At 70.2% G+C, this 11,242-nt stretch carries 11 protein-coding genes; 9 read left to right on the forward strand and 2 right to left on the reverse strand.

Going from position 1 to position 11,242, the window contains the following annotated elements; genetic code table 11:
- Genes IFU11_RS18455 through IFU11_RS18470 form a run of 4 tightly spaced genes read left to right on the forward strand, consistent with a single transcriptional unit; the run spans position 1 to position 4,863 of the window.
- Positions 1-1,035 (forward strand): sugar ABC transporter substrate-binding protein, encoded by a 1,035-nt coding sequence (locus tag IFU11_RS18455; RefSeq protein WP_124767443.1) that lies wholly within the window; start codon positions 1-3, stop codon positions 1,033-1,035.
- Positions 1,032-2,750, forward strand: a complete 1,719-nt coding sequence (locus tag IFU11_RS18460; protein ID WP_192019889.1) for a sugar ABC transporter ATP-binding protein — start codon at positions 1,032-1,034, stop codon at positions 2,748-2,750. The genes IFU11_RS18455 and IFU11_RS18460 overlap by 4 nt, the downstream gene beginning before the upstream one ends.
- The gene (locus IFU11_RS18465) at positions 2,747-3,775 is read left to right on the forward strand and encodes an ABC transporter permease (RefSeq protein WP_124767441.1); all 1,029 of its coding nucleotides are present in this window, start codon (positions 2,747-2,749) and stop codon (positions 3,773-3,775) included. Before IFU11_RS18460 ends, IFU11_RS18465 begins: the two co-directional genes overlap by 4 nt.
- Positions 3,772-4,863: an ABC transporter permease gene (locus tag IFU11_RS18470; RefSeq protein ID WP_192019890.1), complete on the forward strand. Its 1,092-nt coding sequence runs from the start codon at positions 3,772-3,774 to the stop codon at positions 4,861-4,863. The genes IFU11_RS18465 and IFU11_RS18470 overlap by 4 nt, the downstream gene beginning before the upstream one ends.
- Positions 4,864-5,018: 155 nt before the next feature.
- Here the strand turns inward: IFU11_RS18470 and IFU11_RS18475 are convergent, their stop codons facing one another.
- A complete protein-coding gene (locus IFU11_RS18475) occupies positions 5,019-7,010 on the reverse strand; it encodes an aldo/keto reductase (RefSeq protein WP_192019891.1) in 1,992 nt (663 codons plus the stop codon).
- A gap of 96 nt (positions 7,011-7,106) precedes the next feature.
- On the opposite strand from IFU11_RS18475, the gene IFU11_RS18480 reads away from it, so the two are divergent.
- From IFU11_RS18480 to msrA, 3 genes are all read left to right on the forward strand, one after another.
- The gene (locus IFU11_RS18480; RefSeq protein ID WP_124767438.1) at positions 7,107-8,213 is read left to right on the forward strand and encodes a LacI family DNA-binding transcriptional regulator; all 1,107 of its coding nucleotides are present in this window, start codon (positions 7,107-7,109) and stop codon (positions 8,211-8,213) included.
- Positions 8,214-8,281: 68 nt separating this feature from the next.
- Positions 8,282-8,929: an MOSC domain-containing protein gene (locus IFU11_RS18485; RefSeq protein WP_192019892.1), complete on the forward strand. Its 648-nt coding sequence runs from the start codon at positions 8,282-8,284 to the stop codon at positions 8,927-8,929.
- 150 nt (positions 8,930-9,079) lie between these two features.
- Positions 9,080-9,628: a peptide-methionine (S)-S-oxide reductase MsrA gene (msrA, locus tag IFU11_RS18490; protein ID WP_079706599.1), complete on the forward strand. Its 549-nt coding sequence runs from the start codon at positions 9,080-9,082 to the stop codon at positions 9,626-9,628.
- A gap of 61 nt (positions 9,629-9,689) precedes the next feature.
- On the opposite strand, the gene IFU11_RS18495 is transcribed toward msrA, so the two are convergent.
- Positions 9,690-9,899 (reverse strand): hypothetical protein, encoded by a 210-nt coding sequence (locus tag IFU11_RS18495; RefSeq protein ID WP_124767435.1) that lies wholly within the window; start codon positions 9,897-9,899, stop codon positions 9,690-9,692.
- 220 nt (positions 9,900-10,119) lie between these two features.
- On the opposite strand from IFU11_RS18495, the gene IFU11_RS18500 reads away from it, so the two are divergent.
- Together IFU11_RS18500 and IFU11_RS18505 are read left to right on the forward strand one after the other, a co-directional pair.
- Complete coding sequence (locus IFU11_RS18500) at positions 10,120-10,341, forward strand: hypothetical protein (protein ID WP_079706600.1); 222 nt, start codon at positions 10,120-10,122, stop codon at positions 10,339-10,341.
- A gap of 99 nt (positions 10,342-10,440) precedes the next feature.
- A complete protein-coding gene (locus tag IFU11_RS18505; RefSeq protein ID WP_241160950.1) occupies positions 10,441-11,136 on the forward strand; it encodes an LON peptidase substrate-binding domain-containing protein in 696 nt (231 codons plus the stop codon).
- Positions 11,137-11,242 lie beyond the last annotated feature (106 nt).

Below are 11,242 nucleotides of genomic sequence, written 5' to 3' on the forward strand. Positions count from 1 at the left end.
ATGCGTCGTCGATCACGCCTCGCGCTGTCCATCATCTCGCTGGCCGTCGTGGCCGGCCTCGCCACCGGCTGTTCGCTGAAGCAGTCCTCATCCGGCGAGTCGACGAGCGGCCCCGCCGCCAGCTCAGCGGCCTCCGACGCCGACGTCCCCTCGCTCAAGGGCAAGACCGTCGGCGTGGCAGCGAAGGACGTCGTGCGCGACTTCGGTCGCCTCACCTACCAGGGCGTCCAGGACCGCTTGGAGGAGCTCGGCGCGAAGGTGGTCGCGACCCAGGCCGACGCACAGGACGACAAGCACCTGGCCAACGTCGAGAACCTCGTCTCACAGAAGGTCGACGCGATCGTCGTCATCCTCGGCGACGCGACCACGCTCGCCCCGGCGCTGCAGCAGGCGAAGGACGCCGACATCCCGGTCTTCACGATCGACCACGCCAGCGAGAACTCGGTGAACAACATCGGTTCCGACAACTGGCAGATCGGCTCCACCCTCGCCCGCACCCTCGCCGAGGACATCGGCGGGAAGGGCAAGGTGCTCGTCTTCAACGGCTTCTACGACGTCACCCCCTGCCAGATCCGCTACGACGAGTTCAAGCTCGTGCTGAAGAACTACCCGAACATCGAGATCATCGAGCCCGAGCTGCAGGACATCTACGAGGGCACCATCGAGGACGCCAAGCAGAAGACGAACGATGCGCTCACCCGCTACCCCAAGGGCGAGATCTCGGCCGTGTGGTCGTGCTGGGACCTCCCGGCGATCGGTGCCTCCCAGGCCATCGACGCGGCGGGCCGCGACGAGATCAAGGTCTACGGCGTCGACGCCGAGCCCGGAGCGCTCGACCTCATCCAGGACCCCGACTCGGTGTACCAGTTCACGGTCGCGCAGCAGCCGACCCTGTTCGGGACGACGAGCGCGAACAACGTCGCCCTGTACCTCGGCGGCAAGCAGGACGAGGTGCCGCTGAGCACCTACCTCGACGCCGTCTTCATCGACAAGGCGAACGTCGCCGACGAGCGCAAGCGACTCGGCCTGGAATGACGCACGACACCTCGATCGACGGTCAGGCCGCCCAGCGCTCGCTGGGCGGTCGGCCCGGTGCAGCCACGACCGAACCCTCGGCTCCTGCCGTGAGCATGCGGGGCATCGCGAAGGACTTCGGTGGCGTCCGGGTGCTGGACGACGTCGACCTCGAGGTGCACCCCGGCGAGGTCGTCGCGCTCGTGGGCGAGAACGGCGCGGGCAAGTCGACGCTCATCAAGATCCTCACCGGCCTCTACACGGCGAGCGAGGGCGCCATCGAGATCGACGGTGAACCGGTCGTCATCCGCAACCCGGGCGACGCCGAACGCCTCGGTGTCCGCGTCATCCACCAGGACCGCCACCTGGCCGGTCGGCTCACGGTCGCGGAGCAGCTGTTCCTCGGCTCGCGCTCCGCGTTCCTCACCGGCCGGCAGCTCGACCGGCGCGCCGAGCGGGAGCTGCTCGACCTCGTCGGGCTCGACGTGCCGGGCAAGACCCTCGTCGACGAGCTGAGCGTCGCCGAGCAGCAACTCCTGCAGCTCGCGATCGCGACGATCACGCGCCCGCGGGTCCTCGTGCTCGACGAACCCACCGCACCGCTCGCCGCCGGCGACGTCGAGCGGCTGTTCCGCATCGTCCGGACCCTGCAGAGCCAGGGCGTCGCCGTCATCTACATCTCCCACTACCTGCAGGAGGTGCGCGACATCGCGTCCCGCGTCGTGGTCCTCCGGAACGGTGAACGCGTCGGTGCCCTCGACCTCGCCGATCCCGACGCGACCCTCGACGCCATCGTCCAGCTCATGGTGGGGCGGAGCGTCGAGGAGTTCGGCGACCGGGAACGGATCGTCGCCGACGCCGTCGCCGAACCGGTCCTCGCGATCGATGGCCTGACGGTCCCCGAACGGCTGCACGGCGTCTCGATCGCCGTCCGTCCGGGCGAGATCGTGGGCGTCACGGGTCTCGTCGGCTCGGGCCTCGAGGAACTGGCCGACGCGGTCACCGGCTTGCGCGCGCACGGCGGAACCGTGCGGCTCGGCCGGGCGACGATCCGCTCGCCGAGGGCCTTCGTCCGGGCGGGTGGGGCGTACGTCCCGGCCAACCGCCACCGCGACGGCATCCTGAACCGTCAGTCCGTCCGCGAGAACCTCACCCTCGCCGCGCTCGACCGCATCACCGGGCTCGGCGGGATCCTGCGTGGTCGACGCGAGCGGGAGATCGCCGCCGACCTCGTCGCGAGGCTCGACGTCCGGCCCGCGAACGACACCGCGGTGGCCGGGAGCCTTTCCGGCGGCAACCAGCAGAAGGTCGTGCTCGGTCGATGGCTCGCGGCCGGATCGACGGTGTTCGTGCTCGACCAGCCGACCTCCGGCGTCGACATCGGGTCGCGTCAACAGATCTACGCGGAGATCGACGCGCTCGTCGCGCAGGGCGCCGGCGTCCTGCTCGTGAGCGTCGACCTCGAGGAACTGATCGGCCTCGCCGACCGCGTCCTCGTGCTGTACCGCGGGACGATCCGGACCGAGCTGCCCCGATCGCAGGCGACCGCCGACACGATCCTCGCCTGGTCGACGGGCGCCGCCGAGGTCGCGTCAACGCCGCCGGCCCCCTCGGTCCCGCCGGTCCCTGAGCTTGCCGAAGGGCCCACGTCGTCGACGCAGGCTGATCCCCCGAGGTCTGCCCCGTCGGCAGACCCTGGAGGCGGCACACTGCCCACCCGAGGAGCTTCCGCATGACCGCCCTCTCCGCTCCACCCGTCGCGCCCGGCCAGGCGCCGTCGGCCGCAGCCGAGTCCGCGACCAAACGCCGTCGCCCGGTCTCCCGGTTGGGACTCATCGGCTACGCGATCGTCGTCATCGAGGTCGTCGTCTTCGCGGTCGCCTCGCCCGGCTTCCTCGACCCGGCCAACCTCGCGACGATCCTCACCCAGTCGGCGGTCTACGCGATCGCGGCCTTCGGACTGTCCATCGTCGTCGTCACGGGCGGTGAGGACGTCGTCCGCGGCGGCATCGACCTCTCCATCGGCGCCGTCCTCGGCTTCTCCGGTGCCCTCGTCGCGGTGCTCCTGCAGGCCGAGCTCGGTCTGCCGCTCGCGCTGCTCATCGGGCTCGGAGCCGCGGCGGTCATCGGGCTCGTGAACGGTCTCGTCGTTGTCGCCGGGATCCGCCCGCTCCTCGTCACCCTCGCGATGATGAGCATCGTCACGAGTCTCACCATCGTCATCACGAACAACGTGAAGGTGCCGGTCTCCGACGCCGGGCTGGTCTGGTTGCGGAGTGGACACGTCGTCGGTGTCCCTGCCGCGGTCGTCGTGCTCCTGTTCGTCTTCGCGGTCGCCGCCTTCACCACCGGGCGCACCAGCTGGGGCGTGAAGAACGCCGCGGTCGGGCAGAATCCGACGGCCGCCCGGGTGGCCGGGATCGCCGTCAACCGCCACATCGTCGTCAGCTACGTCCTCGCGGCGGTCCTCGCCGGGATCGCGGGCGTCCTCATGACCAGTCGGTTGTCCGCTGCCCTGCCGGGGATCGGCGAGCAGTCGCTCATCGACATCCTCCTCGCGACGTTCCTGTCCATCGCGTTCTCCCGTCGGCTCGTCGTCACGATCACGGGGACTCTGTTCAGTGCCGTGTTCGTCGCGATCCTCACCAATGGCTTCAGCCAGCTCGGCGTCCCGAGCCAGTGGATCGGCATCACCAAGGGTGTGTTGATCCTGCTGGTCCTCGCGGTCGCCGCGATCCGCGAACGGAGCGTCAAGCGATGAGTGTCGACACGCGCACGCAGTCCTCCGCCACCACCGGCGTCTCCGTCCCGAAGGCCGGATCGGTTGGACCGGGAGGCGGCGATGACCAGCGTCCCGGCGGCCCGCTCTCGAGGCTGACGGTCCGTGGCCTCGGTGCCGCGGTCCCGCAGGCGCTCGCCCCCGCCGTGCTGGCCGTGCTGCTCATCGTGTTCGCGGTGCTGTCGCCGTCGTTCCTGACCGCCGACAACCTCCTTGGCGTGCTCAACCAGAACGCGCTCCTCCTGGTCGCGGCCGTCGCGATGACGGTCGTCGTCCGCGCCGGTGGCATCGACCTCTCCATCGGTGTCGCCATCGACCTCGCGGCGCTCACCGCGTCGGCGCTCCTGGCCGACGACTACGTGGCCTGGGTGGCGATCGTCGGCGGTCTGGTCGTCGGCCTGCTCGTCGGGGCCGTGAACGCGTTCCTCATCGTGGTGCTGCGCATCCGACCGTTCCTCGCGACGCTGAGCGTCTGGTTCATCGGTGGTGGCGTGCAGCAGGTCGCGACCGACGGCGGGTCGCCCATCTACCTGTCGCGCAGCAGCGTGCCGGACGAGTTCGCGTGGCTGGGTGCCGGAACCGTACTCGGTGTCGCGGCGCCGATCGTCGTCGCCGTGCTCGTGCTGATCATCGTCTGGGCTGCGCTCGAACGGAGTCGCTGGGGTCGGGTGCTGACCGCGGCGGGTGAGCAGCCGACTGCGACCCGGATCTCCGGTCGGCTGGCGGGGACGTCGATGGCGACCGCCTTCATCTTCGCCGCCGGGATCGCGGCCATCGCCGGGCTGATCCTGGCCTCGCGGAGCCAGGGCTTCGTCGCGAACAGCGGGCAGCTCTACGTGCTCGACTCCATCGGTGCGGTGTTCATCGGGACGACGCTGAGTCGGACGGGGCGGCCGAACCTCTTCGGGACGCTCGTCGGCGTGCTCATCTTCGCGCTGCTGACGAACGGGATGAACCTCATCGGGCTGTCCTTTTACTGGCAGGGTCTCGCCCGCGGTGTCGTCCTTATCCTGATCCTGCTCCTCGGTGTCCTCCTGGCGCGCGACCGCGTCCGCAAACCCCTCACGTGACGTCCATCCGAGTCTGGTGGTGCGGTTGCGCCAGCGCGGTGCGCTGACGCGAGCGCGCCCCACACGCGTGAGCGCGGGTCTCCGGAGACCCGCGCTCACGTGCATGACCCGCGGTCACGCCAGCGCACCGCGCTGGCATCACCCGAGGGAACGGATCAGACCCGGAGGTCGAGCCAGGCGACCTGCTCCGGGGTCAGCTTCAGGGAGAGGGCGTCGGTCGACGAACGGGTCTCCTCGATGGACCGCGGCCCGATGAGGGCGAAGGTCGGGAAGTCCTGCGCCAGGACGTACGCCAGGGCGATCGCCGTCGGCGCGACCCCCAGCTCCGAGCCGAGCTGACGCGCACGGGCCAGCCGCTCGAAGTTGTCGTCGCTGTAGTAGCAGCGCACGAGGTCCGGGTCCGACAGGTCCTCGGGCTCGGCACGCCCGGTGAAGAAGCCGCGCGCTTGCGACGACCACGGCAGCAGCGGCGTCTTCGTCTCCTCGAGCCACGCGCGGCTCGTCGGATCCGTCACCTCCACGCAACCGGCCCACGGCACGTCGAGTGCGCGAGCGAGCCCGAAGTGGTTGCTCAGCGCCGCGAACCCCCGCTTCCCGTTGGCCGCCGCATAGGCGTTCGCCTCCTCGAACCGGTCGATCGTCCAGTTGGAGCCACCGAACGCACGGATGCGACCGGCGTCGGCGTGCTCGTTCAGCACGTCGACGAACTCGCCCACCGGCACCTCGACGTTGTCGCGGTGCATGAGGTACAGGTCGAGGTGGTCGGTGCCGAGCCGGTCCAGGCTCTCGAACAGCTGACGCGAGATCGACTCCGGGTCGCAGTACGGCGTGTGCGCACCCTTGCCGATCACCACGACGTCGTCGCGGAGACCCCGGTTGGCGAGCCAGCGTCCGAGCAGCTGCTCCTGGAGCCCGTCGCCGTACAGCCAGGCCGTGTCGAAGGCGTTGCCGCCGCGCTCGAAGAAGTCGTCGAACATCGCCGACGCGTGCGACAGGGTCTGCTGGTTGTCGACGCCCATGACGAGGCGCGAGATGTCGTGGTCGATGCCCGCGATGCGACCGGTCGGCATCGGGAGCTCGGTGCGCACGGCGAGCGGCCGACCGGAACCGGTCGGGATGTCGGTGTCGATCGACTCGAACGGGTACTCGAGGCCGATCGCCTCACGCCACCGGTCGAGGGTCGAGAGGTTGCCGAGCGAGTCCGCCCAACGCATCTGCGGCGCCTGGCCCGCGTCGGCGAACGTCGCGACCGCATCGGCCTGGATCGCGTACTGCGGCGCCCCGGGGATGTGGATCGACTCGGTGCCCGAGATGGTGCGGACCTCGATCGTCGAACCGTCCTCGACCGACGGCAGCCACGGGTCCGACACGATGATCTGCCCGGTGGACCCCGTGACGACCACGCGGTTGTCGTCCTGCACGCGCACGCCGCTCGTGACGTGCGCCGTGATGCCCGAGGGGAAGACGAGTGACGCGCTGGCCCACTCGTCGACGCCGGTGGAACCGATGGTGCCGTTCCCGGTGACCTCCGTCGGGTCGGCGAACGGTGCACCCACGGCGGCGCCGGCGACGAGCCGCGCGATGGAGACGGGGTAGCCACCGACGTCGAGGATGCCGCCGCCCGCCAGCTCCGGGTTCATGAGTCGGTGCTCGGCCGGCAGGTTCGCGGCGAACGCGAACGACGCCTCGATGTGCTGGACCTCGCCGATGGCACCGGATGACACGAGTTCGACGAGCTTGGCCGTCTGCGGGTGGAAGCGGTACATGAACGCCTCGGCGAGGTACACGCCGGCACGGCGGGCGGCCTCGATCGCGAGCATCGCACCGGCGCGGTTCACCGAGAGCGGCTTCTCGCTGACGATGTGCTTGCCGGCTTCGGCCGCTTCGATCACCAGCCGGACGTGCTCCGTGTGCGGGGTCGCGATGTAGACCGCGTCGACGCCGGGGTCGGCCAGCAACTCGGCGACCGAGCCGTACCCGCGGACGGGAGCCGTGCCGTCGCCGAAGCGCTCGCCGAACTCCTCGGCACGCGACGCGTCACGACTGGCGACGGCGGCGAGTCGACCGGTGCGACTCGCGTGCAGCTCGGTCGCGAACCGTTCGGCGATCGTTCCGGGTCCGATGATCCCCCAGGCGACGTGTTCCATATGGTGGTGCTCCTCAACGTTGATCGGCGGTGCGATGGTCTGTGGCGAACGTCACCGTGAACGTTCACGGTGTGAGCGTATCAGTACGATGTGACCATGACCAGGCCCCGCGACGATCACGCTCCGGCGCGAGCGACGATCATCGACGTCGCCCGGGTCGCCGGGGTCTCGCGGCAGACCGTCACCCGGGCGCTCAACGGCATGCGCGATGTCAGCGAGACCACCAGGCAGCGGGTCGTCGAGGTCGCGGCCTCCCTCAACTACCGCCCGAACCGCGCCGCGCAGCACCTCGTCAGCGGTCGAACGACCACGCTCGGCCTCGTCGTCGACGACCTGCGGAACCCCTACTACCCCGAGCTCGCCGCCGCCCTGGTGCAGCAGGCGTCCGAGCGGGGTTGGACCGTGCTGGTCGCCGAGGTCGGGGGAGCGGCGAACGCATCGGGCGACCGACCCGCCGCCGCGGATCGCGGACCGGACCTCCCCGACGCGGAACGTGCGCAGCTCGCCGAACTCGCGCGGCAGGTCGACGCGGTCGTCGGACGCAACGGCGCCGACCACGGAGCACTCCAGGGCGCCTTCGCCACCATCCCGTTCGTCTCCCTCGGCGACCATCGGTCAGACGAGTCCGAGGCAGGAACGAACCCGTCCGGCGCCGAGCCGACGCTGCAGGTGGCGGGCGTCGACATCGACTTCGAGGACGGCATCCGACAGGCGCTCGCCCATTTCGTCGCGACCGGGCGCCGGTCCATCGCGATGATCGACGCCTCGGCCGAACCGTCCGGACGACGTCTCGCGTACCGAGCGTTCCTCGAGGAGCACGGCTTGCCGTGGTCGGAGGCGTCGGAGACCTGGGCGGAGGACACCCACCAGGGCGGGGTGTCGGCCGCCCTGCGGTGCCGGGCCGCGATGCCCGACGTCGATGCCGTGCTCGTCTTCAACGACGTCATGGCCGTCGGCGTGCTCAAGGGACTCGCCCGTGCCGGGGTCGGCGTGCCGGAGGACGTCGCCGTCATCGGCATCGACGGACTCGACCTCGGTCGCTTCGTCACCCCGGAGCTGACGAGCGTGGCCGTCGACAAGGGCGACATCGCACGGCACAGTCTCGAACTGCTCGACGGCATGATGTCCGGCACGCTCCCGCTCTCGGGACCGTCCGTCCGACGCTCGGTCGGTGTCTCACTTGTCATCCGCGAGTCCGCCTGAGCCATTCCACCCGGGCCGCACCGGCCCCGTCGTCCGGCGGGGCGCGGACGACACGGCAGACTGGTCCCATGTCTGAACTCCTCGCCCTCTGTCGCGTCGAAGCCCTCAAGACGGACGACGGCTCGATCGGCGTCACCGCGATCGACAAGCGCCCGGTCGACGAGCCACTGCACGTGCGGCCGATGGGGCTGTACGGCGATGTGCAGGCCGATCGCAAACACCACGGCGGTCTGACGAAGGCGCTCTACGCCTACGCCGAGGAGGACGCGCGGTTCTGGGAGGGTGAGCTCGGTCGGGAGATCACGCCGGGGCTGTTCGGCGAGAACCTCCGCACGCAGGGGCTCGACGTGAACGGTGCTGAGATCGGTGAACGCTGGCGGATCGGCGACACCCTCGTCGTCGAGGTGACCTGCCCGCGCACCCCGTGCGGCACCTTCCAGCGGCGCCTGGGCGAGCCACGGTGGGTGAAGCGCTTCGCCGCCGCCGCACGGCCCGGCGCCTACCTCAAGGTGGTCAAGAGCGGGACGGTGCAGGCGGGCGACCCGATCGAGATCGTCCGACAGCCCGGCCACGGCGTCACCATCGCCTCCTGGTTCGCCGCGGCGGACGAGGCGCAGGCCGTCACCCTCGAGCAGTCGGAGCAGTCCGGCGCCGTGGTGCTGGCGCCCGAGATCCACGAGTCGATCAAGCAGCTCCGCCGCAAGCGGACCGTCTGAGCCCTGCCGTCGCGTCCGCACACCTGTGCGACCGCTGAGTGCAAGCCCCGGCCGGAACAGTCCGGAAGCGGACGCTGTTGCATACCATGGAGCCGAAGACCGGAGCACGCGGGGACCCCGCACGGTGCTCGGCACGAAGGAGGAGTCACGATGAGTGCAGCAGACGAGCAGAGCACGACGACCGAGCGCGCGGTGCTGGCCGGCGGATGCTTCTGGGGCATGGAAGACCTCGTCCGGAAGATGCCGGGCGTGAAGTCGACCCGCGTGGGCTACAGCGGTGGCGACGTCGCCAATGCCACCTACCGCAACCACGGCACCCACGCGGAGGCCCTCGAGGTCGTCTTCGACCCGAGCAAGCTGTCCTTCCGTGAGCTCCTGGAGTTCTTCTTCCAGATCCACGACCCGTCGACGAAGAACCGCCAGGGCAACGACGTCGGCCTGAGCTACCGCTCGGCGATCTTCTACACCTCGCCCGAGCAGGAGCGCGTCGCCCGCGACACGATCGCCGACGTCGACGCCTCAGGGCTCTGGCCCGGCAAGGTCGTCACCGAGGTCGAGCCGGTGTCCGAGTTCTGGGAGGCCGAGCCGGAGCACCAGGACTACCTGGAGCGCATTCCGTGGGGCTACACCTGCCACTTCGTGCGCCCGGGCTGGAAGCTCCCGCGCCGCGCCGAGGTCGCGGAGCAGGCCACCGCGTAAGCACGTCCACAGCGCCCGGCACCTCGGTGTCGGGCGCTGTGCTGTGCGTGGACCGGCGGGCTCAGACGCCGTCGGCGCGCGAGGAGTTGACGGCGTCGGAGGCCAGTCGTGGCGCGAACCGCGGGTCGAACTGCAGCGGTGGATCGTCGGGTGATGCCAGTGACGGTTTCCCGAGGCGGACCCACTCGAGGTACTGGAGGTAGGGGTCGGACCCGGCGTCGACCGGCGCATCGACGATGCGCTTGCGTCCCCACGGCCACTTCCACCCCACGATCAGCATCCTACGGACGGTTCCTGAAGATCCGCGGACCATCGCGCCACGATCTCGCAACGATGGCGTCGAGGCGTGCTCGTTTCGTCTGATGGATACGGAGTTGTCCATCGGCCGTCGGTGCTGTCATGATGAAGCACGGCGGAGATAGCTAGACAATCGAGATACTTCGAAGGGTTGTCCGGACCCGGTCACTGCACCTGCCGAGAGAGGTCGTTCCATGGGCTCCGCCGGCAGCGAGACGTCTGAACTCCGCCGAGCCTGGGTGGAGCAGCTCACGGCCGACCGCTTCGGCGTCTTCGTGGGGGATCGGCGAATCGGTTTCATCGATGTGGACTGGCCGCTGCACGTCGCCCTCCGCGGGGCCGACTACGAGACGGCGGTCGAAATCGATCGGGCGATCCGGTTCGACCAGGCGCTGCGAGCGGTCCTCGGCGACTGAGTCGCCTCCGGTGTCCGGCGACTATGATCGCAGCACGGTTCGGGTGGACGGTTCGCCGGGCGGCACCCGGTGGGACCTGCGAGACGGAGGGAGAGTGACATGACCGACTCCTTCAGTGCCGAGCCCTGGGCGTCCGGCCTCCCGGTCCTCGAGCTGCCGATGTTCCCGCTCGGCTCTGTGCTGTTCCCGCACATGCCGCTCGCCCTGCGGCTCTTCGAGGAGCGCTACCTGACCATGCTCGCCCACCTGCTCGAGGCCGAGGACCCGGCGTTCGGCGTGGTGCTCATCGAGCGCGGGCGCGAGACGGGAGGCGGTGAGCACCGCTTCCGGACGGGGACCGTGGCGGAGATCGTCGAGGTCGACGGCGGCGAGGGCTTCGTGGCGGTGATCGCCGAGGGCGGTCAGCGCTTCGAGGTGACCGACTGGCTGCCGGACGACCCGTACCCACGCGCCGAGATCCGCACGCTCGACGACTTGGAGTGGGACGAGCGCTGGGAGCAGCTGCGGGACGAGACCGAGGCGGCGGTGCGGCGTTCGCTGGCCGTGGCCAGCGAGTTCAGCGAGCAGCAGTGGGCCTCGGTCGTGGAGCTCGCCGACGACCCGCTGGAGTCGTCGTGGCAGCTCGCGGGCATCGCCCCGGTGAGCGAGCTCGACCAGATGCGGTTCCTCTCGGCCGGTTCGCTGGAAGAGCTGTTGGTCGGTGTGCGCGATCGCGCCACCGAGGCCGGCGAAGCGTTCATCGCGGGCGGCATCGCCGACGCGGACGACGAGGACTGGGACATCCTCGGCGGCTGAGCCCCGACGTCCCACCTCGACAGGCTCGATGACCGGCAGTGCTCGGTGACCGGGCGCACTCGGACACCGGAAGCCCTCCTCCCCTCCGCCGGTCGCCGAGCCCCCC

The organism is Plantibacter sp. CFBP 8804, assembly GCF_014841225.1.
GTDB classification, from domain to species: Bacteria; Actinomycetota; Actinomycetes; order Actinomycetales; family Microbacteriaceae; genus Plantibacter; species Plantibacter auratus.